At 58.5% G+C, this 24,171-nt stretch carries 18 protein-coding genes; 13 read left to right on the top strand and 5 right to left on the bottom strand.

Features of this window, described 5'->3' with window-relative positions:
- Window positions 1-138: 138 nt before the first annotated feature.
- Window positions 139-1,056, bottom strand: coding sequence for a LysR family transcriptional regulator (locus tag ACA073_RS13855; protein ID WP_497396904.1), 918 nt, complete (start codon window positions 1,054-1,056; stop codon window positions 139-141).
- Window positions 1,057-1,325: 269 nt separating this feature from the next.
- Between ACA073_RS13855 and ACA073_RS13850 the strand changes: the two genes are divergently transcribed.
- The 4 genes from ACA073_RS13850 (at window position 1,326) to pgm (ending at window position 7,645) form a co-directional block, all read left to right on the top strand.
- Entirely contained in the window at window positions 1,326-2,348 is a 1,023-nt protein-coding gene (locus tag ACA073_RS13850) for a zinc-dependent alcohol dehydrogenase family protein (protein WP_497396902.1), read from the top strand.
- A 652-nt stretch (window positions 2,349-3,000) separates the two neighbouring features.
- Window positions 3,001-4,491, top strand: a complete 1,491-nt coding sequence (locus tag ACA073_RS13845) for a hypothetical protein (RefSeq protein ID WP_497396900.1) — start codon at window positions 3,001-3,003, stop codon at window positions 4,489-4,491.
- The gene (locus ACA073_RS13840; RefSeq protein WP_497404095.1) at window positions 4,488-5,888 is read left to right on the top strand and encodes an aminotransferase-like domain-containing protein; all 1,401 of its coding nucleotides are present in this window, start codon (window positions 4,488-4,490) and stop codon (window positions 5,886-5,888) included. Before ACA073_RS13845 ends, ACA073_RS13840 begins: the two co-directional genes overlap by 4 nt.
- A 110-nt stretch (window positions 5,889-5,998) precedes the next feature.
- Window positions 5,999-7,645: a phosphoglucomutase (alpha-D-glucose-1,6-bisphosphate-dependent) gene (gene pgm, locus ACA073_RS13835; RefSeq protein ID WP_497396898.1), complete on the top strand. Its 1,647-nt coding sequence runs from the start codon at window positions 5,999-6,001 to the stop codon at window positions 7,643-7,645.
- A gap of 210 nt (window positions 7,646-7,855) precedes the next feature.
- Here the strand turns inward: pgm and ACA073_RS13830 are convergent, their stop codons facing one another.
- On the bottom strand, window positions 7,856-8,551 hold the full coding sequence (locus ACA073_RS13830; protein ID WP_497396896.1) for a pirin family protein: 696 nt from the start codon (window positions 8,549-8,551) through the stop codon (window positions 7,856-7,858).
- A 237-nt stretch (window positions 8,552-8,788) separates the two neighbouring features.
- Here ACA073_RS13830 and ACA073_RS13825 point away from each other — a divergent pair, with 237 nt between their 5' ends.
- Window positions 8,789-11,263, top strand: a complete 2,475-nt coding sequence (locus ACA073_RS13825; RefSeq protein WP_497396894.1) for a UvrD-helicase domain-containing protein — start codon at window positions 8,789-8,791, stop codon at window positions 11,261-11,263.
- A 156-nt stretch (window positions 11,264-11,419) separates the two neighbouring features.
- Here the strand turns inward: ACA073_RS13825 and ACA073_RS13820 are convergent, their stop codons facing one another.
- Entirely contained in the window at window positions 11,420-11,692 is a 273-nt protein-coding gene (locus ACA073_RS13820) for a DUF1652 domain-containing protein (protein WP_497396892.1), read from the bottom strand.
- 263 nt (window positions 11,693-11,955) lie between these two features.
- Between ACA073_RS13820 and ACA073_RS13815 the strand changes: the two genes are divergently transcribed.
- The 4 genes from ACA073_RS13815 to ACA073_RS13800 are packed head-to-tail and all read left to right on the top strand — an operon-like array spanning window position 11,956 to window position 15,745.
- The gene (locus ACA073_RS13815) at window positions 11,956-12,771 is read left to right on the top strand and encodes an AraC family transcriptional regulator (RefSeq protein ID WP_497396890.1); all 816 of its coding nucleotides are present in this window, start codon (window positions 11,956-11,958) and stop codon (window positions 12,769-12,771) included.
- 50 nt (window positions 12,772-12,821) lie between these two features.
- Complete coding sequence (locus ACA073_RS13810; protein ID WP_497396888.1) at window positions 12,822-14,228, top strand: NAD(P)/FAD-dependent oxidoreductase; 1,407 nt, start codon at window positions 12,822-12,824, stop codon at window positions 14,226-14,228.
- 30 nt (window positions 14,229-14,258) lie between these two features.
- Window positions 14,259-14,600, top strand: coding sequence for a cupin domain-containing protein (locus tag ACA073_RS13805; protein WP_497396886.1), 342 nt, complete (start codon window positions 14,259-14,261; stop codon window positions 14,598-14,600).
- Window positions 14,601-14,659: 59 nt separating this feature from the next.
- Window positions 14,660-15,745, top strand: coding sequence for a polyamine ABC transporter substrate-binding protein (locus tag ACA073_RS13800; protein ID WP_497396884.1), 1,086 nt, complete (start codon window positions 14,660-14,662; stop codon window positions 15,743-15,745).
- Window positions 15,746-15,788: 43 nt separating this feature from the next.
- On the opposite strand, the gene ACA073_RS13795 is transcribed toward ACA073_RS13800, so the two are convergent.
- Window positions 15,789-16,445, bottom strand: a complete 657-nt coding sequence (locus tag ACA073_RS13795; protein ID WP_497396882.1) for an MliC family protein — start codon at window positions 16,443-16,445, stop codon at window positions 15,789-15,791.
- Between the two features lie 302 nt (window positions 16,446-16,747).
- Window positions 16,748-16,972, bottom strand: a complete 225-nt coding sequence (locus ACA073_RS13790; RefSeq protein WP_497396880.1) for a YgdI/YgdR family lipoprotein — start codon at window positions 16,970-16,972, stop codon at window positions 16,748-16,750.
- A gap of 224 nt (window positions 16,973-17,196) precedes the next feature.
- Between ACA073_RS13790 and ACA073_RS13785 the strand changes: the two genes are divergently transcribed.
- The 4 genes from ACA073_RS13785 to ACA073_RS13770 all read left to right on the top strand — a co-directional run bounded on the left by ACA073_RS13785 (window position 17,197) and on the right by ACA073_RS13770 (window position 24,168).
- Window positions 17,197-18,849, top strand: coding sequence for a VRR-NUC domain-containing protein (locus ACA073_RS13785; RefSeq protein WP_497396878.1), 1,653 nt, complete (start codon window positions 17,197-17,199; stop codon window positions 18,847-18,849).
- A complete protein-coding gene (locus ACA073_RS13780) occupies window positions 18,846-21,125 on the top strand; it encodes an ATP-dependent DNA helicase (protein WP_497396876.1) in 2,280 nt (759 codons plus the stop codon). The genes ACA073_RS13785 and ACA073_RS13780 overlap by 4 nt, the downstream gene beginning before the upstream one ends.
- A 128-nt stretch (window positions 21,126-21,253) precedes the next feature.
- Window positions 21,254-22,162: a zeta toxin family protein gene (locus ACA073_RS13775; RefSeq protein ID WP_497396874.1), complete on the top strand. Its 909-nt coding sequence runs from the start codon at window positions 21,254-21,256 to the stop codon at window positions 22,160-22,162.
- A gap of 86 nt (window positions 22,163-22,248) precedes the next feature.
- The gene (locus ACA073_RS13770) at window positions 22,249-24,168 is read left to right on the top strand and encodes a hybrid sensor histidine kinase/response regulator (RefSeq protein ID WP_497396872.1); all 1,920 of its coding nucleotides are present in this window, start codon (window positions 22,249-22,251) and stop codon (window positions 24,166-24,168) included.
- Window positions 24,169-24,171: the final 3 nt, after the last annotated feature.

Here is a 24,171-nt window from a genome sequence, read left to right as displayed (position 1 = left end):
GCGGGGAATGCAAAAGATTGGCTCGAGACCGAGTTGACCCCTTCGCGAGCAAGCCCGCTCCCACATGGGAATGCATTTCAAATGTGGGAGCGGGCTTGCTCGCGAAGAGGCCCTCAACCCCCACATAAAAATCAGGGATCAGGCCAGGCTATCCGGATCCCCGAAGAACATCTGAATCCGCGACCTTAACCAGCGCTCACCCGGATCATTGTCCTGCGACCCACGCCACGCCATGTGCAACTCAAAGCTGCGCACCGGCAACGGCGGATCTTCAGCCCGCACGCCACCGGCTGCCGTCAGCGCTTCAGCCGTGTAATCCGGCACGGTGGCGACAATATCAGTGCCGCTGATCAGCGTACTCAACCCATTGAACTGCGGCACCGCGAGCACGACATGCCGTTTGCGCCCGAGTTTTTCCAATTCTTCATCTATAAAGCCGCTCAGGTCGCCGGCGAACGATACCAGTGCATGAGGGCGCGCGCAGAAGTCGTCCAGGCTCACCGGCCCCGGCACGGTATCGGCGCGCAACAGCTTGGGCAGGCTGCGGCGCAGCACTTTGCGCTTGGCGTTGGCCGGCAGGTCGGCGGTGTAGCTGACGCCGATTGAAATCTCGCCCGAGGCCAGCAGGCTCGGCATCAGGATGTAGTTGGCCCGCCGCACCACCAGCACAATCCCCGGCGATTCGGCGCGCAGGCGCTTGAGCAGCATCGGTAACAACGCGAACTCGACATCGTCCGACAGACCAATGCGGAACACCGCGGTGCTGGTCGCCGGATCGAATTCCGCCGCACGGCTGACGGCGGTGGAAATCGAGTCCAGGGCAGGCGAGAGCAGGGCGAAGATCTCCACGGCCCGGGCGGACGGCTCCATGCTGCGGCCGGTGCGCACGAACAACGGATCATCGAACAGCCCGCGCAGGCGCGAGAGCGCCGCACTGATGGCGGGCTGGCCGAGGAACAATTTCTCCGCAGCGCGGGTCACACTGCGTTCGTGCATCAATGTTTCGAACACGATCAACAGGTTCAGGTCGACACGACGCAGGTCATTACGATTCATCTGGAGTCCTGGCAGAGTCATCAAGCTTGACGAGAGCGGCCATATGAGAACAATGGCCGGCATGAATATTACGGGCAAAGACTGCTACTCTGCACCGAGTAATTCAGTTTTCCTACAAAGGCTGCTTCGGTTTCTTACGACGTTAGAAGATGTCGCCGGCGCTGCGGAATCAATGACAGGCATGTCGACTATTAATAGCCACTGATGGTCTTGGGTACAAAGCCCGGATAGAGTTCAGGGCATTAGAGGTTTCTTTGACGAGGTTTGCGATGTCCCGCACGATCCGTTTTCACAAGTTTGGTCCAGCCGAGGTGCTCAAATGCGAAGAGCATGCGGCCACTCTCCCTGCGCCGGGCGAAGTGCAGGTGCGCGTCGAGGCGATTGGCATCAGCTGGTACGACATTCTCTGGCGCCAGAACCTGGCCTCGTCCCACGCTCGTCTGCCTTCAGGCCTCGGCCATGAAATGTCGGGCGTCGTGACGGCGGTCGGCGAGGGCGTCGATGACCTGGCCGTCGGCGACAAGGTCGCCAGTTTCCCGGCTGAAAGCCCGAACGACTATCCGGTCTATGGCGAGCAGATCGTTTTGCCACGCTCGGCACTGACCCGTTATCCGGACGTGCTGAGCCCGATTGAAGCGGCGGTGCACTACACGCCGCTGTTGATTGCTTACTTTGCCTATGCCGATCTGGCACGGGTCAAGCCTGGGCAGTTTGCCTTGGTGACTGACGCCAGCCACTGCGCCGGGCCTTCGTTCGTGCAACTGGGCAAAGCCCTGGGTGTACGGGTGATTGCCGCTACCAAGACAGCGGAAGAGCGTGAATACCTGCTGTCGCTGGGTGCCGAGAAGGTCATCGTCACCGAGGAAGAAGATCTGCTGATGCGGATCAACAAGATCACCGACAACCGTGGCGTGGACGTGGTGTTCGATGGCTTGGGCGGCCCACAGATGTCGTTGCTCGGCGACGTGCTGGCACCGCGCGGCAGCCTGGTTCTATATGGTTTGCAAGGTGGCAACCAGACGCCATTCCCGGCCTGCGCAGCGTTCCAGAAGAACATTCAGTTCTTTGTGCACTGCATCGGCAACTTCACCGGCAAGCCGGAATTGGGCATCGTTCAGGACCAGGTCGCACTGCAACGTGCCTTGCGCGACATCAATCAGCTGACCGCCGATCGCGTTCTGCTGCCGCTCAAGACTCGGGTCTTCCCGTTTTCCGAGTTTGTCGAAGCACACCGCTACATGGACGAATGCCCATGCCGCGAAAGGGTTGCCCTGCAGGTCGATCCTGCGTAACACCCTCTGAAAAAGTCCGTGCCTGCACGGACTTTTTTTTGCCTGCCTTTGTAGGAGCGAGCTTGCTCGCGATGGACGCCAACGATATCGCGTATTCTCTGGATATACGCGTCGTCCTGAAGTCCATCGCGAGCAAGCTCGCTCCTACAGGTCTGAAAACATGAGGTGTGGGGGGCCAGTTCAGCAACTGAGCTGGTTTTTGCTCTCGATCTGTATCTTCTAATCGCCATTTAAGCCCTGATAATTGAATGATTACTTTCATCTCAAGGAAAGAGTCATGGCTGGGTATCGGTTTGATACTTTTCAACGCACTTCGTTAATATTTTCGCGACAAACCGTTGATCATTGCGCAGTTGCCAAACAATCCTGTGCGACTTCTTTCTTTATTTCTTGTGCTAAATGTCTGTGGGACTCTGTCGGACATTTCCTAGGATATATCTCGCAGCCCCGGAGCGCCAGTAATACGGGGCTTTGCGGCGAGCTGCCTTTGGCCGCGAGGGTCGCACTGTCCAGGCATTTCAAATAACTACGCAAAAGCTTAAGTGCTAGCATTTGGCAATAACGCCCAGCACTTCTGTGTGGCGGCAATCTATTTGTGCACTGCATATCGTTGTTTGCGCATATTGAACTTACAAGCATCAGGTAAATTAAGATGACCCGTATCCATGATCAGGCGATGAATTATGTCTATCAGCAAATGCTGCAACGTTTGCTGAGTTTCTTTTCCCGGGCCGAACGCACGGCATTGCAGCTGATGATTCAGCGGTTGGTGGTCACCGCCGGTGGTATGGAGCGCATTGGCGATTACAAGGTGCTGGCGATCCAGTCGGGGTCCCGGGACAGTTGCTACACCCTGGCGCTGTTGCGCGCCGCGCAGTTGAGTATTGCCGGCAGGGCACCTTCCACGTTCCAGTTGCGCGTGGCTTCATTGCGCATGAACGGCCTGAGTTCGTCGGCTCAAGACAACATTCATCGCACCGGCAGTGCATTGTTCCTCTACGACGATCCCCGGGTCGAAGTACTGATGGTCGATAATCGGGAGGTTTTGCCGTTCAGGCACCTGGCGCCGATTTCGGAGGCGGGTCGCGAAGCCAATCGACTCAATCTGCTGATGGTGGGGCATCGTCGGACCCTGGAAGGGTCGATCGATCTATGGGACGACGGATATCTGGCCACTGGCGAGTTCGTTGGGCAAATTGCCCGGTGGAACAGCGGTGTCGATGCATTGATCAGCAGCGATACGCTGCATCAGCAGAAACAGTTTATCGAGGGCTTGAAGCGGGCCGCCGCGAAGGCCGGGCTCAAGACGTCGAATCATCCTGGAACAGGCTTTGAAGAGCTGTTTGCAGTGCTCGATGAGCTCGGCAGCGATTGTTACCGCACGTTTTATGCCGGGCATGACCAGGCGCAATGGCGTCCGGCCGAACAGTTTGAAGCCTGCCGTCGCGCCACGTTCATCGACATTCACGACATGCTGGTCAGCAACCGGGAAGAGCGATGGCCGCTGCTCACCGAGTTTCTGGGTTTTCAACCTGACGAACTCTCGGTACAGCTCAGCGACAACGAATTCGTCAGCCCGTCGATCTCTGCCCATGTCCGGGGGTTGCAAGCGTGCTTCGTGCACGGTCACAGCTATGAGTCGGGTGTCGCAGAATACTTGCAGCGAGCCTTGGTGATGATGCGTCGCAAGCGACTACCGGAGCGTCTGTGCGAACAAGCCGTGGAGGCCTTTGGCAACCCGACAGGGGTGTCCGATCAGCGCGCACTGGCAGCGGCGGAGGCGCAGAAAAACCTCGGGTTGAACGAGGCGCAGTTGGTGTGCCTGATCTTCGCGCCTTTTGTCGAAAACGGTGCCGGGCTTGAGCGTTTTCTGCGTCAGTGCCACCCGGGCATGCTGGTCGCAATGCCTGACCTGCACCGGGCGATGCAGGGCAATCCGGTGCCGGAACAGATTGCCCAATGGATGGTCGATGTCAGCGGGCTGCCCGTCAGCCTGATCGGCAAGCTGTACCGCATGGGGCCGGTGCCTGGCGTCGAAGGCAGGGTGACTGACGGGGAATCCGAAGGCGCGGACGGGCAGTCAGAAGCCGCCGACTATGATCACGATGCTGCGGTGGCGGGTGAATGGTCAGCGGGACATTGAAAGCACCTCGCGAGACCGACTTTGCCTATCAGGCGGTGTACCGATACTTGACCCACCTGATCAACGAGCCGGTCAGCGACGCGAGTGTGCGCTTGCCATCGTTACGCCAGTTGGCTAACCGTCTGAACGTGTCGATCTCGACCATTCAGTACGCTTATTCGCTGCTGGAGAAAGAAGGGCGTGTCTATTCGGTGGCCAAGTCCGGCTATCACGCGTTGCCGGTGTCCTCGATCAATATGCCCGGCAGTGGCAACGACCTGCTCGAAACCGTCTATGTCAGTGCCCGGCGGCCGGGCATGCTGGTCTTAAGCGCTGATGAGCCGGCGTTGCTGCAACCCCTCGACAGTCCGTTGTTGCTGCTGGAGCGCGAACTGCTGCGCCAGTACCCGCGTCAGCCACAACTGCCTTCACAACCTTGCGGCGAGCTCGAACTGCGCACCGCCCTCGCGGCGCGTTACACCACGTCGCCGGTGCGCTGCTGGCATGCCGATGACGTCTATGTCGGCGCAGACTTGCGCGGTGTCCTGGAAATACTGATTGCTGTACTGGGTCTCAAGGATGCCGCCGTGGTGGTCGAGTCGCCATGTGACTGGACGATTCTGCGCCTGCTTGAGGCGGCGGACGTTCAAGTGATCGAATGGCCGGTGCAAGCCAATGGCAGCCTCGACGCCGAGCGACTCAAGGAACTGCTGGAAACCTGGCCGGTGCGGCTGGTGATGCTGTCGTCGGGGTTGAGCGCCCCACGGGGCAGCCTGCCGCCCGACGACAATCGACAAGTCATTGCGCAGTTGCTGGAACAACATGGCAGTTGGGTGTTGGAAAACGACTGTTACGGTGAGCTGGAATTCGAGCCGGGCGGCTTGCGATTCCGTGACCTGCTCGACCCCGACCGGCTGATCGTGTTCTCCACGTTCGAGAAAGTCATCGGTCCGGAAGCGCCCTACGGCTATCTGCTTTCGCGGCATTTCAGCGAGCAATTGCAGCGTCACTTTCTGCTACGCTCATTCCGCTTGTCGCCGATTCGCCAGAAAGCCATTGCCCGTTTGTACGGCAATGGCCGGATCGATCAGCATCTTCAGGTGCTGCGCAGGTTGCTCAAGGATCGCAAGGTGCACATGACGCAGCTATTGCAGGAGCGTCTGGGCGACGCCCTGCATGTCGTCGAGCCTCAAGGCGGGGCAACGGTCTGGGCACGCTCACTGCGTCAGGTCGATATGCGTCGAGTGTTCCAGCGACTGCTCAAGCATCACGTGGTGATTGCGCCGGGGGAGCTGTTCAGTCTGCAGGGCCTGTACTCGCAGCACTTGCGCCTGAGTCATGCTTTCGGCGCAGATCATGACATCGGTGCTGCATTGAGCCTGCTGGGAGATGCCTTGCGGTTGGAGTCGATGGACTGAACGCGGTCGATAACATCCTCTGTGCCCGTGGATCGATCCCATCGCGTTGCGGTCAAACTGCCAGTAAACTGCGGTCCTATTCCTGAACCACTCTATTCCAGAGGTTTTGCATGACACTCAGTCCTTTTGCGGGCAAACCGGCACCGGCAGAATTGTTGGTCGACATCCCGCGACTGGTCACGGCCTATTACACCGGCCAGCCCGATGCCGCCATCTCCACCCAGCGCGTCGCTTTCGGCACGTCCGGGCACCGGGGCAGCTCGTTCGACCTGAGTTTCAACGAGTGGCACGTCCTGGCGATCAGCCAGGCAATCTGCCTGTACCGCGAAGCCCAAGGCATCGACGGGCCGCTGTTCGTCGGCATCGATACCCACGCGCTGTCTACTCCGGCCGGCGCCAGCGCCCTCGAAGTATTGGCGGCCAACGGCGTGACAGTCATGATTGCCGAGGGCGACGAATACACCCCGACACCGGCGATTTCCCACGCCATTCTCTGCTACAACCGCGGCCGCACTTCCGGTCTGGCGGACGGTATCGTCATCACGCCGTCGCACAACCCGCCGCAAAGCGGTGGCTACAAATACAACCCTACCAACGGTGGTCCGGCCGATACCCACATCACCAAGTGGATCGAAGCCAAGGCCAACGAACTGCTGGGCAACAAGCTCGCCGGCGTCAAACGCATCAGCTACGAACAGGCGCTGAAGGCCAGCACCACCCATCGTCACGATTACCTCAACACCTATGTGGCCGACCTGATCAACGTGATCGACTTCGATGCCATTCGCGATGCCAAGCTGCGTCTGGGCGTTGATCCGCTGGGCGGAGCAGGGGTGCGCTACTGGTCGGCGATTGCCGAGCATTACAAGCTGGACCTGGAAGTGGTGAACAAGCAGGTCGATCCGACTTTCCGTTTCATGACGGTCGACTGGGATGGCCAGATCCGCATGGACCCGTCATCCAGCCACGCGATGCAAGGCCTGATCGGCCTGAAAGAGCGCTTTGACGTGGCGTTCGCCTGCGATCCGGATCACGACCGCCATGGCATCGTCACCCCGTCGGGTGGCTTGCTCGCGCCGAACAGTTACCTCGCGGTATCGATCGACTACCTGTTCCAGAACCGTCCGCAATGGCGCGCCGATGCGGCCGTGGGCAAAACCGTGGTCAGCAGCGGCTTGATCGATCGTGTGGCCAGGCGTTTGGGCCGTCGCCTCTACGAAGTGCCGGTCGGTTTCAAATGGTTTGCGGACGGTCTGTTCGACGGCTCGCTGGGTTTTGGCGGCGAAGAAAGCGCCGGCGCGTCGTTCCTGCGCAAGGACGGCGGTGTCTGGAGCACCGACAAGGACGGTTTGATCCCGGCGCTGCTGGCGGCAGAAATGACCGCTCGTACCGGTCGTGATCCGAGCCAGGCTTACCGCGCGTTGACCGACGAACTGGGCGAACCGTTCTCGGTGCGGGTCGATGCCAAGGCCAATCCGCAACAGAAAGCGCTGCTGAGCAAGTTGTCGCCGGAACAGGTCACTTCGACCCAACTGGCGGGCGAAGCGATCCAGAGCATCCTCAGCCATGCGCCGGGCAACGACCAGGCCATCGGCGGTCTGAAAGTCATGACCGAGAACGGCTGGTTCGCGGCGCGTCCGTCGGGTACGGAGGACATCTACAAGATTTACGCCGAGAGTTTCGTCAGTGACGAGCATCTGAAGCAGTTGGTGGCCGAAGCGCAAACCCTCGTGGATGGCGCAATTTCTGCGAAGTGATCGAGGGCCCTGTGGCGAGGGAGCTTGCTCCCGCTCGGCTGCGAAGCAGTCGTAAATCCGAGTACGCGGTGCATCAAGAAAACTGCGTTCGCTGGATTTAGGGCCGCTTCGCAGCCCAGCGGGAGCAAGCTCCCTCGCCACAATTAACAGCATGCAAAAAAGGGGCGACCATCAAGGTTCGCCCCTTTTGCATATCTGGCGTTTACAACATCAAGCCAGGTCCACCAACACAATCTCACTGTCCTCAACCGCCGTCACCCGCAACACCTGCTCATCGGCCACCGCTACACCGTCTCGAGCTTGTGCACGCAACCCATTGACTTCAATGACACCCGTCGCCGGCACCAGATAAGCACGACGGCCGTTGTCCAGTCGATATTCGGCAGACTCGCCGGCCTTCAGGTTGGCTGCCACCAGTCGCGCATCCGCTCGAATCCGCAGGCTTTGGTCGTCGCCGCGCTTGCCGCTCGCCAGCGTTACGAAGCCTTCACGCTGACCTTTAGGGAACGGCTTGGCGCCCCACGACGGTGCCAGGCCGGTTTCGTTCGGGATGATCCAGATCTGGAAGATTTTGGTTTCGGTGGCTTCCAGGTTGTACTCACTGTGGGCGATCCCGGTGCCGGCGCTCATGACCTGAACGTCGCCCGCTTCGGTGCGGCCCTTGTTGCCAAGGTTGTCTTCGTGGGTAATCGCGCCTTCACGAACGTAGGTGATGATCTCCATGTCCCGGTGCGGGTGTTTCGGGAACCCGGTCCCGGAGGCGATCACGTCGTCGTTCCACACCCGCAGGTTGCCCCAGTTCATGCGCTTGGGGTCGTGGTACTCGGCGAACGAAAAGTGGTGATGGGCATCCAACCAGCCATGGTGGGCGCCGCCCAGGGAGTTGAAAGGTCTGAGTTCGAGCATGATCGTCTCCTGAAATGGGTTTTGATGGCGAGCATCATCCATTAGGAACTGATCGATAAAAAGCGTAAAAAATGCCTCAATACCATCGAATAAATTGATATCAGATTACCTCGAAACATTCTCACCCAGCCTTCACTTCATCGCATAAGCCAATGACCTGTAAGCATTTCACTAGAACTGAACGGCAAATGCAGACACCATAGCCCTCAACAGCCTCACACCCTGGAGTCAGCCCGCGTGCCGCAACACACCCCCGATCTTCCTCCTGAACTTCGTCCCTTGGACGAGATGCCGCTGCTCAAGCGTCTTGCAGCCCGGTTCTTCGGCCATGGCCTGACCCGGCTGCGCGCGCAACACCGTGCGTCATGGCTGCATGGCCAGGCCGATGGCTTTCGCAGTGGCCACAGCGCGGGTGTGGATTATGGCTATAAGGAAGGCAAGCTCGAAGGGTTGGAGGAAGGTCGGCAGGTGTTGCTGATCCGCGATTCGCGCTCGACCGAACACCGCCCACCCAACGTCGACGACAACCTGTTTGATGATTGGCGCCTGCCATTGAGTGCCGACTTGAAAAAGCGCATGAAGGCCGACGTCGCCCGGTTGCTGCCGCCCCATGCCCAGCCCAGTGCCGCGCAGTGGAAGATGATCTTCAGCGACACGCCATCGACGTCGGTTATCGCCGGCGCAGGCGCGGGCAAGTCCACCACCCTGGTGTTGCGTATATTGCTGCTGACCCACTATCTGGGCTTCGAACTTGATTCGATGACCGTGGTGACATTTACCCGCGAGTCACGCAAGGACTTCATCAACAAGCTGATCGAGCTGTTTGCGCTCTGGGGACGGGCGCTCAGCTTGAAAGAAGCGCGGGATCTGGTACGCACCTTCCACTCGCGAATCCTGCCAATGGTGCGCAGCCTGCCGGGCTTCGAAAGGCTGCAAGCCTTCGAAAACCTCAGTCACCGCTCACAAAATGGCGATGAGGAAGCCGACAGCAATCCGTTCGACTTGCGTATCAATGACGCCCAGCGTCAGCAGCTCAATGCCTGCTATCACAGCCTGCACACCCGCGATGAGCGTTTCCGCGAACTGATCAAGCCATTATCCCGCCATGCCTTGCAGCTCAAGGAGCTGGAAAGGGATCATCCGGACGTGCAAAAGCGTATGGCCGTGACCGAACTGGCGGCCAAGCGTGATGAAGAGCTGTGCGATTTCATCGAAGATCTGTGGTTTCGCGCGGGTGCCTGGCCGATCAAGGGTATCGAGCCCAATCGTCAGTCGTTCGATATCAATGGCTCGACGTTTCATTGCCATGGCTATATTCCGAGCCTCGACGCGTGGGTGGTGCTGGGATTCGATCCGCGGGAAAACCCGCAAGTCAGTCGCGCAAATGCCAAGCTCAGCGTTCGCGCGGAGTGGGCTGTAAAGCGAACCCTGTTTCAAGCTTTCTGTCGTAAGCCATTGATATGGTTAGATAGTTATGAGTCGTCAAAACGGGTTTTGGGCTCGCTGTCAGGGGATGCCAGCGCCGGGCCGGGGTTCGATTACAAGGTCAAAGGAGAGCTCGGTTCCGCGCCGTTGCTCGATTGTTTCGTCGCTGCGGCCGGGTTTATAGAGAACCTGGGGCTGGATGTTCCAGGCGCGGTTGGCCAGATGAGTTTCGCCAAGGACGACCCGGACCGTTTTTTCTTCGAAGCCCTGAGCCTTTACTGGCGTGCTCTGGAGGACCATCTACTGGATCAGAAGCCGCCGGTGATGACCTACAACCGCATGTTTGCCTTGTTCAGCGAGCACTCCCCGGAAAACCAGAAACTGCTGAGTGATGAATTGCTGCGGCCACTGTCGCACTTGATGATCGACGAGTTTCAGGATGTATCGCCGCAGATCGTCTCGTGGATTCGGGCCAGCCTGGCCGAAATTCGCAGTCGCGGCCCGGCCATGCACGTCGGTCGCGGCGCCCAGCGTTCGTCACTGCTCTGCGTGGGCGATGATTGGCAGTCGATTTATGGATGGCGCGGCAGTTCGCCAACGTACTTCATGGAGTTCAACAAGGAGTTTGCGTCGCCGAGCACCACCAAAGTCATGCTCAGTGACAACTATCGCAGCCATCAGCACATCATCGATGCGGCGGAACACATCGTCCGCGCTGCGCCGGCCATCGCCGGGAAAAAGGCCAAGGCCAGCGGCGAGCCCAAATCGCTGCTTCCGGTCAATGTGCTGGATCGCGACGATCAGGGCATGGCCAAACGCTTGATGGAGCACTACAGGAAGGGTGATTCAATCTTGATGCTTTATCGTAAAAGTAGCGATAAGTCATTGATAGAAGAGCATATTCAGTCTGTAGTTAATGTTGATTCTAGCTTGCCGTACGAAAGCCGACGGCTGAAGCAACTGACCTACCACAGCGCCAAAGGCCTTCAGGCTGATGCCGTATTTTTGCTGGGGGATTGTCAACACCTGACCAGTTCACCTTACAAGAATCAGGTCTACCGCATGGCCGGTCTCGGCAAGCCTGGCGACAACGAGGCATACGACAACTCACAGAAGGACGAAATCTTGCGGCTGGCGTATGTCGGCATCACACGGGCGGTGAGCCATTGCTACTGGTATGTCGACGGTCAGGACACCCAGGCGGCGAACATGCCCAAGGCTTCCGACCGGGTTGGCAAGGGCAAGGCGTTTTTTGCAGATCATCGCGCAGGCAAGACATCAGCGTAAGCCTTGAAAGATCGCAGCCTCGTTTCACTCGACAGCTCCTACAGGTATCCGCAATCCTTGTAGGAGCTGTCGAGTGAAACGAGGCTGCGATCTTTTCACCCCCACAAAAAAACCCACAAAATGTGGGCTTTTTTTAAGGCAAATGCGCCTCAACCTTCAGGCATAACTCCTGAGGGCCACGGGCGGAATAAATGACTCAAGCTCATCCTCCACCGCTTCGATTATTCGTTCAACATCCGCGGCATTCATGACCGTTGCGCACGGAATACCGGCAATGGCGATCATGGTCTCGCCACTGGCGCGGTCAAACAGACGGGCGATCATGCTGCCCGGGGCGTCCATGCTCGCCTCAAAACCCATGGGATGAAAATGCCAGCGCATCAGCTGGCAGGCATTTGGAAAAGTGACCTTACTGCACCCTTTATTCATATGTTGCCCGCCTTCTTCATCGAGCGCTTCCGTTAGCTCATGTTAGGAGGGAAGAGCCTTCATTGGCTCAACCGGTGACTGCCCTTAAAAGTAGCATCTGGATGTGAATTTAATGTGGATTTTTGAGGCTGTTTAGCAAATGGTTGAGTTTTTTTTGATTCAGGTCACAGCATCACGAAGATTAGGCAAAGGGCCGGTATTGGATCAGCGTTGAAGCCGGGGCTGAATTTCGGCAAGCTCACTTTTTTCCTATCGAGACCTTTATGCCCGTCGATGATGATGGTCCGCTGCAAACCCAGGCCACGAGCGAGACGGTCATGCGCTATCACCTGCGCTGGAAACACCGCGACCTGGACGCGGTCATGGCGCTTTATCACCCGGATGTTCAATACAACGATTTTTTCCAGAACCGTGTGATGGGGCTGGACGAGTTGCGCGAGTACGTGCGCAGCAGCATGCCGCGCGATCCCGATGAAGCGCTGGAACACTCGGACCGCATTCGACTGGACGGCAACACGGCATTCATTCAATACCGCATCACCCTGCGCGGCGGTGCAGGGTTGGTGTCATTTCGCGCCAGTGAGGCGATTACCGTCCGCGACGCGCTGATCTGGCGGGTCAATGAATATGCCTCGTTGGTGCATGAGCAACCTGTCAGCAAAACCGCCAACAATCAGCGGCCGGCCGCCAGCCGACTCGGGTTATCACCGCGTCAGCTGAGTTTCATGGCTGAAGACCTTCAACAGTATTTCGAGCGTCAGCAGCCCTATCTGGATCCCGAGCTCGACCTGCAACGGGTGGCGAAGGAGTGCGGCTACAGTCGCAATCAGATTTCCTATCTGCTGAATCAGGTGCTGGGCCAGAGTTTCTATCGCTACGTTAACCAGGCACGGCTGCAGCATCTGCTCGCCGCGCTGGACACCGCCACGCCGCCGCTGCGGATTGATGAGCTGGCGTTTGCCGCCGGTTTCAATTCGCTGTCGGCGTTCTACAGCTGTTTCCGTCAGCACACCGGCCTGTCACCGAAGGCCTACGCCAAACAAATTTCTTTGCGTGCACGCGCGCAAGACAGCCTCTGAGCCCACGCACTAGGATCAACGCCATCGAAGTTTGAGTGGCGGAGTCTTGCATGCCGGCGTGGCGCACTATCAGTTTGTGGATGGACCAACTTGACGAGCCGTTGTTGGCGCGTCCGGCGTTGGAGCAGGATCTGGACGTCGACGTCGCCATCATTGGCGCGGGATACACCGGACTCTGGACAGCGTACTACCTCAAACGCCTGGCGCCGGGCCTGGACATCGCCATCATTGAAGCGCAGACCGCCGGTTTTGGTGCCTCGGGACGCAACGGCGGCTGGTTGATGGGCAACATCCTCGGCGAAGACCGCTTGCTGGCCGATCTACCGGCGGAAGAGCGTCGTGCCTCTTACGATCTCCTCCACAGCATTCCCGATGAAGTCGAGATTGTCCTCGAACGTGAAGGTATCGACTGTGACTATCGCAAAGGTGGGGCGCTGTATTGCGCAGCGCGCTACCCGGAACAGGAAGCCAGCCTGCGGCGCTATCTGGACAAGCGCTATCAACAGGGCCTGACCGAAAGCGATTACCGCTGGCTCAGCACGGAGCAGTTGGCGCAACAGATCAGAATTGCCAAGCCTTACGGCGGTATCTATGCACCGCACGTCGCGACCCTTCACCCGGCAAAACTGGTGCGAGGCCTGGCGCGGACGGTGGAGCGCATGGGCGTCAGGATTTACGAGAACAGCCCGGTCAGCCACTGGCAGTCGGGCAGCCTGAGCATGGCGAAAGCCGCCGTACGCAGTCGCTGGATCGTTCCGGCGGTAGAAGGTTACGCGACTACGCTGCCACCGTTGGGTCGTTATCAGTTGCCGGTGCAAAGCTTGATTGTGGCAACCGAGCCGCTGTCCGCTGCGACGTGGGACGAAATCGGCTTGAGTCATGGCCAGGCATTCGGCGAAAGCAGCCGTCAGGTCACTTACGGCCAGCGTACGGCGGATAACCGCCTGGTATTCGGCGCACGGGGCGGCTATCAGTTCGCCGGCAAACTTCGCCATGACTTCGACCTGACCAGCAGTGAAGTAGCGCTGCGCCGTTACCTCTTCGGCGAGCTGTTCCCGCAACTCAAGAACGTACGCATCACCCACGGCTGGGGCGGCAACCTGGGCATGTCCCGACGGTTCAAGCCGCACATGTTGTGTGATCAAGCCAGTGGCATTGCGATTTCCGGCGGTTATGGCGGGGAGGGCGTCGGTGCCAGCAACCTGGGCGGACGGACCCTGGCCGACTTGATTCTGCAACGCGATACCGAGCTGGTTCGCCAGCCATGGGTCATTCCTCAGGGCGGTCTCGAAGCGCTCAAAGCCTGGGAACCGGAACCCTGCCGCTGGCTCGGCTACAACGCGATCATCCGCAGCTTCATCCACGAAGACCAGACCCTGGCCAACCCTGCCACTGCGCCCTGGCGGCGCAAACTGGCCAGCGGGGTTGCCGGGTTCATGGAAGGTTTCATGCAGTAATCGGCGCTCTCTACATCGAAAGGTACTCCCATGAGCATCACGCAATTCAAGAACACCGGAACCCTGAAGCTGGACGAATCGAACCCGGTCGCCGTGCCGCTGGGCACCCCGGTGGCGGTGGCCTCCACCACCAGCGTCGAGCGCAACGATGGCGTCGAAACCGGCGTCTGGGAATGCACTCCCGGTCGCTGGCGCCGGCAGATCGTTGCCCAGGAATTCTGTCATTTCATCCAGGGGCGCTGCACCTTCACCCCGGACGACGGTGAAACCCTCCGCATAGAAGCCGGCGACGCACTGATGTTGCCAGCCAACAGCCTCGGTATCTGGGACATCCAGGAAACCGTGCGCAAGACCTACGTGTTGATTCTTTGATCCTCTGATTGCCTGCCAGCCCTTCAATAAAAAGAAAAAAACCACACAGGAATCCACTCATGATCCGAAAGACCCTGGCACTCGCGCCATTGGCGCTCGTCGTGTCCCTCAGTCACGCGGCCGAGACCGTCAAGATCTACAACTGGTCGGACTACATCGCACCGGACACCACCAAAAACTTTCAGACAGAAACCGGTATCGGTTTCAGCTACGACGTCTACGACAGCAACGAAACCCTCGACGGCAAGTTGATGACCGGTAAATCCGGCTACGACGTGGTGTTCCCGTCCAACCACTTCATGGCCCGGCAGATTCAGGGCGGCGCACTGAAGAAGCTCGACAAGAGCCAGTTGCCGAACTGGAAGAACCTCAATCCGGTGTTGCTCAAAGCGTTGCAGACCAACGACCCGGGCAACGAGCACGGCTTCCCGTACCTGTGGGGCAGCACCGGCATCGGCTACAACATCGCCAAGGTCAAAGCGGTGTTGGGCGATAACGCGCCCGTGGATTCCTGGGACCTGATCTTCAAACCCGAGAACATGGCCAAACTGCAGAAGTGCGGTGTGGCAATCCTCGACAATGGCCCGGAATTGCTCCCGGCGGCGCTCAACTACCTGGGCCTGCCGCATCACAGCAAGAGCCCGGAAGACTACAAAAAGGCTGAAGCGCTGCTGATGAAAGTCCGGCCTTACGTCAGCTATTTCCACTCGTCCAAGTACACCAGCGACCTTGCCAATGGTGACATCTGCGTGGCGGTCGGTTTCTCCGGCGACATCCTTCAGGCCGAAAACCGCGCCAGGGAAGCCAGGAACGGTGTGGACATCGGCTATGCGATTCCCAAGGAAGGCGCCGCCATCTGGTTCGACATGGTTGCCATGCCCGCCGATGCCCCGGACGGAAAAGCCGGTTACGCCTTCATGAACTACCTGTTGCGCCCGGACGTCATGGCCAGCATCAGCAACTACGTGCATTACGCCAACGGCAATGAACAGGCCGACAGCCTGATCGACCCGGCGATCAAGAACGACACCAAGGTCTATCCGAGCCCGGAAATGATGGGGAAGTTGTTTGCGCTGGAAGCGATGCCGCTGAACATTGACCGGATTCGGACGCGGGTGTGGAACAAGATTCGCACCGGCAGCTGACAGGCGGGATCAAGCCATCGGGACAGGATGTCCCGTTGCGCGATCAACCGACCGGCTCGACCGTACAACTCATTCGCCCCGATCCCGGCATCTGCAAAAAGGCCTCGTTGCCGTTTTGCCAGAAGCTGTAACTTCCCCGGTAGTCCTTGCCGTTGTATTGGGTCACGGAATCATTCGGCACCTGGATGAGGGTGACAGCGGTATTCGCCCATTTCAGGTACACGACACCCGGCTCGACATTGAAGAAAGTGGCGGCAATCAACGCGTTGAACCCTGCGCAACGAAAGGCTACGGGGCCCTCGGTGAGTCTGCTCGGATCCTTGGTTCGCGCAATCGCCGAGCCCTGACGAAGCTGATGCGCACGCTCGGCATAACTTCGGATCGTGCAGGCCTTGGGCTCTGATCCGGCCGCACACTGATTGCGGGCGTCGACCCAGAACCGCTGATCGATCTCGACTTTGTCAGGACGCGGCACCGAATGATCGTCCGTGAGCGCCAGGCGATAAAGGCGCGTCAGTTCAATATCCATCTGCTTCAGTAGGGGGTCGCGACAGATCAGCTTCTCGACGGCCGCGCTGGCCGTGGCGCAATCGAAGCTGGTTGCCAGGACTGTAGAAGTCTCGGCATTTGCACAAAGGTTCGTTGCCGCGCACGCGCTGGCGGCGATGAGAGCGGCCAAAAAAGGCGTGACCATTTTCATGTCGGCTTCACCCGGATCATTTCATGAGGCCCGTGGTGCAATGGAAACCATGCATCGTCATTCGTTTACATGGGCTGTATCGCAGTTTAAGGCAGTGTGCGAAACCTGCCACATCGAGGAGGGCTCGGGAGGAACGATAATGCCGGTTGGGGGAGGCTGGACAGTTTTTCTGGAGTGGGGATTGTCATTTCACGAAGGTGATTCGGCGCCTGTAAGGGCCTCTTCGCGAGCAAGCCCGCTCCCACAGGGTTCGCGTATATCCTGTGGGAGCGGGCTTGCTCGCGAAGAACGATGACGCGGTCTCAATCCTCTTTGCGAACCGTGGCCACTTCATCAACCTTGATCTTCACTTTCGTCCCGGAAATATCTTCGAATTCGTAAAAGCCTTCTTTGTTATTGGCTTTCGGCATGTCCTTGGTCAAATACTGGGTGCCGTTCTGCAGCGTCACAACCGTTGGCGTCGAGCAACCGGCCAGGGCCAGCAAGGCCGCCACTGCCAGGGGCAAACCCAGGGTCTTGATATTCATAACCACCTCTAATCCTCCAAAAAAAACAGCGCGACTGCTTCGAATCCTTCAATCGTCACTGTACCTCTAACGCGGTTGGTACAACGGATCGGCGGAAAGTTCGACGGGTCGTTGAAATATTTCCGGATCACGCCGCCGCTTATCCTTTTCCGTTTGCACCGGACAGGGCGTTGCTGGTATCTGTACGCATAACCAGTACTCGTTTCCCATGGCCCTGTTTTCCCGTGACCACAAACCCTCTCGACGATCCGTTCTATTATCTGAACAACTTCATGCAAGTGCTTGATTGGCTTGAGCATCGCTATGCCGATGTGCTGAGTGTCGAGGAGCAAGCCTTCATCCGTGATTTCAACCGGTTGCCCAGGGAGTCCAGGGCGTTGCTGGTACGGATGGTGATGCGCAAGGGGATTCACTTTCGGGCGAGCAAACTGCATTACCTCGAGATTGGCGACATCGCCAGCGCCGCCGGGCCATTGCTGGAACTGGGCTGGATCGATGAGCAGGCGCCGCTGCCACTCGAAACGTTATTCGACGTGTTGCTCAAGGCGGAAATTGTGCAGTGCTTCGGCACCGCCATTGAACAGCCCAAAGGCAAAAAGACCGACTGGCTGCCGACCCTGAGCGAGCAGTTTCCCGAAGCTTTCAGCTTTACCCATTGGTGCGCACCGCTGGAGGACCGGTTGTTCAGCCTGACCATCATGGGCCTGTGTGATCGTCTGCGCCTGATGTTCTTCGGCAATCTCTATCAGGACTGGTCGGAGTTCGTGCTGGCCGATCTCGGCATCTTCACCTACGAAAAAGTCGAGTTCTGCGCCGAATCCCGAGGCTTGCGCAGTCGCGAGGACGTGGATGCCTGTCTCTTCCTTCACGAATGTCTACAACATTTCGAAGCCGGGGAGGCGGTGGCACACATTGTCGAACAGATCAACGGGCTGACACTGGCCAATCCGTGGTTGCAGAAACGGCGCGGCAAGCTGTTGTTCCAGATCGGTCAGCACTGCGAGCGCATGGCGGATTTCTCCAATGCGCTGAGCATCTACCGCGACTGTGCCTGGCCCGGCGCGAGATCGCGGTTGATTCGTGTGCTGGAGCGCTGCGGCGAGTATCAACTGGCCATGGACCTGGCCACGGTTGCCGGCCAATCGCCGGAAAGCCCTGCCGAACAACAGCAGCTTTTGCGTGTGTTGCCCAGGCTGCGGCGCAAGCTCGGCGGGCCGCCAACAAAACGTTCGTCCCCAAGGGAAATGCTACGCCTGGACCTGCAACTGCCCAGAACCGACCCGGCGTTGTCGGTGGAGTTCTACGTACAGGCGCATCTGGCGGAGGATTCGGCACCGGTGCATTACGTCGAAAACAGCCTGATCAACTCGCTGTTCGGGTTGCTGTGCTGGCCGGCGATCTTCGCGCCCTTGCCGGGGGCGTTTTTCCACCCGTTCCAGCGTGGGCCGGTGGACCTGCTCAATGAAGACTTCCATGCACGGCGGGCCGATCTGTTCCAGGCCTGCCTTGCCGAGCTCGATGACGGCCGTTACCTGCAGACGATCCGGGAACGGTATGCGGCCAAGTGGGGCGTGCAATCGCCGTTTGTGTTCTGGGGCGCGTTAAACGAAGAATTGCTCGATCAGGCGCTTGATTGCCTGCCGGCCGAGCATCTCAAACATTGGTTCAACCGTTTGCTGCTGGACATCAAGGCCAACCGCGCCGGCATGCCGGACCTGATCCAGTTCTGGCCGCAGCACAAGACCTACCGCATGATCGAAGTCAAAGGCCCTGGCGATCGCCTGCAGGACAACCAGTTGCGCTGGCTCGAGTTCTGCCATGAACACCGGATGCCCGTTGCCGTCTGTTACGTGCAATGGGCGGAGCAGAGCGCTTGAGCTACAGCATCGCGGTGCGGGCGTTGTGTGAGTTCACCGCCAAGCTCGGCGACCTCGACCTGCGCTTCACACCATCGCCGACTGCGCTGGAAGGCATCGTCGGCCACCGAACGGTGGCGTCCCGGCGTAGCGACGGTTATCAGAGCGAAGTCGCGCTTGAAGGCCTCTATCAAACGTTGAAGGTCAAGGGCAGGGCGGACGGCTACGACCCGGCGCAAAACTGCCTGGAAGAAGTCAAAACCTACCGTGGCGACCTGAGCAGGCAACCGGCCAACCATCGTCAACTGCACTGGGCGCAGGCCAAGGTCTACGGCTGGTTGATGTGTCAGAAACTGGAGCTGGCGCAGATCAACCTGGCGCTGGTGTACTTCGACATCGTCAGCGAAAAGGAGACCTGCCTGGTCGAAGCGTTCAGCGCTGAAGAACTGAAGGCGTTCTTCGAACACCATTGCAAGCTGTTCCTGCGCTGGGCCGAACAGGAAATGGCCCATCGCGAAGCACGCAACGGCGCGGCGCAGAAACTGGCGTTTCCCCATGCCGACTTTCGTCCGGGGCAACGGCATCTGGCCGAATCCGTGTTCAAGGCCGTCAGCACCGGCCGTTGCCTGATGGCCCAGGCGCCGACCGGTATCGGCAAGACCGTCGGCACGCTGTTTCCGATGCTCAAGGCCCTGGCGCCGCAGCAGCTGGACAAAGTGTTTTTCCTCACGGCGAAAACCCCCGGACGCAAACTGGCGCTCGATGCGGCGCAGGTCATTCTCGACAGCGCCGCTGCGCCACCGTTGCGTGTCCTGGAAATGATCGCCCGGGACAAGGCTTGCGAACATCCGGACAAGGCCTGCCATGGCGAGTCCTGCCCGTTGGCCCAAGGTTTCTATGATCGGCTGCCGGCCGCGCGCCAGGCCGCCAGCGAGCTGTCACTGTTGAATCAGAACGCCTTGCGCGAAGTGGCCCTGAAGCACAACGTCTGCCCTTATTACCTGAGCCAGGAAATGGCCCGTTGGGCCGACGTGGTGGTCGCTGACTACAACTACTATTTCGATTTCAGCGCGCTGCTGTTCGGGCTGGCCCAGGCCAACAACTGGAAAGTCGCGGCACTGGTGGACGAAGCCCACAATCTGGTGGAACGCGGGCGGCAGATGTACAGCGCCAGCCTTGACCAGTCGACCCTCAACGGTGTGCGCAAAACCGCTCCCGAGCCCTTGAAGAAAGCCTTGCAGCGGGTCAATCGTGAGTGGAACGCCCTGCATAACCTGCAACTCGCGCCGTACCAGGCGTACGACAAACCCCCGGAGAAATTGCTCCAGGCATTGTCGTCATGCAGCGCGAGCATTGGCGATTACCTCAACGATCATCCCCAGGGTCTGGACAGCGCCTTACAGAATTTCTATTTCGACATGCTGCAATTCTGCCGGGTAGCCGAACTCTTCGATGAGCAGTTCCTGTTCGACATCAGCAAGCGCGACCTCGACCGCAAGCGCAACCTGTCGCAACTGTGCCTGCGTAACGTGGTGCCCGCCGGTTTCATCCGCCCGCGCCTGACGGCGGCACGCAGCACGGTGCTGTTTTCCGCGACGTTGAGCCCCCGGCATTACTATGCCGACCTGCTCGGGACACCCGCGAACACGGTCTGGATCGACGTCGAATCGCCGTTTCACGCTGACCAGTTGAAGGTCCATGTCATCAGCCAGATTTCCACGCGGTTTGTCCATCGGCAATCTTCTCTCGCGCCGATTGTCGAGCTGATTGCCAAGCAGTTCAGCCAGCGACCCGGCAACTACCTGGCGTTTTTCAGCAGCTTCGATTACTTGCAGCAAGTGGCGCAGTTGCTGGCCGAGACACATCCACATATCAATCTGTGGGCGCAATCCCGAGGCATGGGGGAAGGGCAGCGTCAGGATTTTCTCGATCAGTTCACCGCGCACAGTCAGGGCATCGGCTTCGCGGTGCTGGGCGGGGCGTTTGGCGAGGGCATCGACTTGCCCGGTGCCCGGTTGATAGGCGCATTTATCGCCACCCTCGGACTGGCACAACTCAGCCCCGTCAATGAACAGTTGAAACATCGGATGGCAGCGATTTTCGGTGCCGGTTATGACTACACCTACCTGTTTCCCGGCGTGCAGAAAGTGGTTCAGGCGGCAGGACGCGTGATCCGTACCCAACAGGATCAAGGGGTGGTGATGCTGATCGATGACCGGTTTGGCGACAGCAAGGTCAAGCAATTGCTGCCGCGTTGGTGGTCGGTTGCTCCGTCGATTTCGCTCTCTGTCGAGTAGGATTTTTTACCTTAAAAAACATCGACATACCTTGTAAACCAAGCCCGTTTGAACAAACAGCGAATCGCCGCTTTATTGATAGGGCAAGTCATCACTTTCAAGCCCGTCTTTGATAAGGAAATCAAGGTATGTCAGAAGCACCGAAATACACCTACACCCCCGACCAGGTCACGGATGCATTCGATGAGATCACAGCGACGCTGTTCAAAGGCAAAACTGTCGAGGACACGCGAAAAATGCTGGTGGTCGCCGGGCTACAGGCGTCAGGCAAAACGTATCTGCTGGAAAAGACCCTCATACCGTCAAAGCGCTACGATAACTATGTTCGTTTGTACCTTCCCGAATACCGGAAAAAACACCCTCAATATGAGGAGATGATCAAACTTGGCGTCCTGCATGCTTATGAGCATACGGACGCGTTTGTCAGGGAAGTCAGCAAAAGGATCTTTGAGCACGCATTCGTCGGCAAATACAACATCATCATGGAGTGCGCGTTCGACAGCATCGATTTCGCGACTTTTCCACTGGGGGCAACAGCCGAAGGTTATCAATTCGAGAACCACATTGTCGGTTGCACTCAAGAGTTCGCTCATGTGTCGAGCATCAAAAGAGCACTGAAAAGTCTGGAAACCAAAGAAATGGAAAGGTTCCTCCCGGCATCGACGCTGGAGACCAGCATGGGGTACGCGCAAGCGATCATTCTTGCTGTGGATACAGCTGCGAAGGCGATCAGCGGTGGGCAAACCTGCTTGTACGAGCGCGGGTTCGGCGCGTTGCAAGAACGAGTCCTGGTCGCTCAGAGCACCTACACAAAGGCTGTCGGAGGGGCGGTCACCACAACGACAACCAAAAAGGAATTTGCGTTCAGCGACTACTCCAACATCATCGACAATCAAGTCTTCGCGATTCGCGAACGCGACCAGGTCGTAAAGGAATGTCACGTTGCGCTGCATAAAATTCAGGGCCATGCCAAGGATGTTCCTGATTCTGTCAACAACGCCCTGTATGGCTACATCGTCAAATACGTGTATCGATAACCCTTTGCGTCCAGTGCTGCTTTTCGGCTTTCCAAAATCCCGGTTTGTCGCATACTCCTCAAAAACAATCCTGACGTGAGGGCTCAATGAGCGAAGATCGAAGCAAAGCCAGCACCATCGAGGACGGGCGTTTTCGTCTGTTGATCGATGCGGTGATTGACTACGCGATCTACATGATTGATCCCGACGGCATCATCTCCAGTTGGAATGCCGGCGCCAAGCGCTTTAAAGGGTATGAGGAAGCCGAAATTCTCGGTCAGCACTTCTCGCGTTTCTACACCGAAGAGGACCGTCTCAAGGGGATGCCCCAACGGGCGCTGGACACAGCGATTCGCGAGGGGCGTTTCGAGGGGGAAGGCTGGCGGGTTCGCAAGGACGGTACGCATTTCTGGTGCCACGTGGTGATCGATCCGATCCTCGATCCGACGGGCAAGTTGCTGGGGTTTGCCAAGATTACCCGGGACCTGACCGACCGCAAGATGGCCGAAGAAGTCCTCAAGCAAAGCGAGCAGCAGTTCCGGCTATTGGTTCAAAGCGTCACGGACTACGCCATCTACATGCTCGACCCTGATGGACGAGTGACCAACTGGAATCCGGGTGCCCAGCGCATCAAGGGTTACTTGCCGGAAGAAGTGATCGGCCAGCATTTTTCGATGTTCTACACCCCGGAGGATCGCGAAGCCGGCGAACCGCAACGCACGTTGACCATTGCCGTGCGTGAGGGACGGTTTGAAAACAAGGGTTGGCGACTGCGCAAGGACGGCACACGGTTCCTGGCGCATGTCGTGGTCGACCCGATTTGGGGCGACACTGGCACATTGCTCGGTTTCGCCAAAATCACCCGGGACATCACCGAAGCGACCCACGCCCAGCAGGCCCTCGAACAAACCCGTGAGGCGCTGTTTCAAGCACAAAAAATGCAAGCCATCGGGCAACTCAGCGGGGGCATTGCCCATGACTTCAATAATCTGCTGACAGTGATCCTTGGCAATCTGGAAATCGTTCGCAAGCGCGTGGGGGAGGATTCGAAAATCACGCGCTTGCTGGACAACGCCACTCAGGGCGCCTTGCGCGGGGTTTCGCTGACCCAACGCATGCTGGCGTTTGCGAGACGGCAGGAACTGAAGACCGAGTCCGTCGAGATACCCAAGTTAGTAGAGGGCATTACCGGCCTTTTGCGCAGTTCCCTCGGGCCTTCCGTGGTACTCGAAACCCGTTTTCCGCAAGAAGTCGAACCGGTTCTGGCAGACGTTAACCAGCTCGAACTGGCGGTCCTGAACCTGGTGACCAACGCCCGTGACGCAATGCCCCACGGCGGGAAAATCCTGATCAGCGCAAGGTCTGAAGAAGCCGGCGATCACTCTTCGCTCACCCCGATGTCGGGCCGTTATGTCTGCCTGAGCATCAGTGATTCGGGGGAGGGCATGGATGACGAAACACTGGCCGTGGCGATGGACCCGTTCTTTACCACCAAGGGCGTCGGCAAAGGTACGGGGCTCGGGCTGTCGATGGTTCATGGTTTCATTGAACAATTGGGTGGACGATTCATTCTCAAGAGCCAGAAGGACAAGGGAACCACGGCCGAACTGTGGATCCCCGTTGCCACACACGGCTCGGTTGCCAAGCCTGCCCAGGAGGAAGCCGTGCCGCCGGTGTCGCGTCTGTGCGTGCTGGTGGTGGATGACGACAGCCTTGTGCTGACCAGTACCTGTCTGTTGCTCGAAGATTTGGGGCATCGGGTGATCAGTGCAACCTCCGGAGCTCATGCGCTGAAAGTGTTCGACAGCGAAAAAGCCATTGATCTGGTCATCACCGACATGGCCATGCCGCAAATGAACGGCGCGCAACTGGCGCAGGCGATCCGAACCCTCAAACCGGACCTGCCGATCATCCTCGCCACGGGTTACGCCGAGCGGCTGGAAGGCTTTGCGACCAGACTCCCGCGCCTGTCCAAGCCCTTTACTCAACTCAATCTGGTGGAAATCATTGCCTTGACCATGAAATGACCG

The organism is Pseudomonas sp. LBUM1670 (assembly GCF_059695695.1).
The sequence above is the reverse complement of the archived record's forward strand: the minus strand, read 5'-3'. Positions and strand labels throughout refer to the sequence as shown.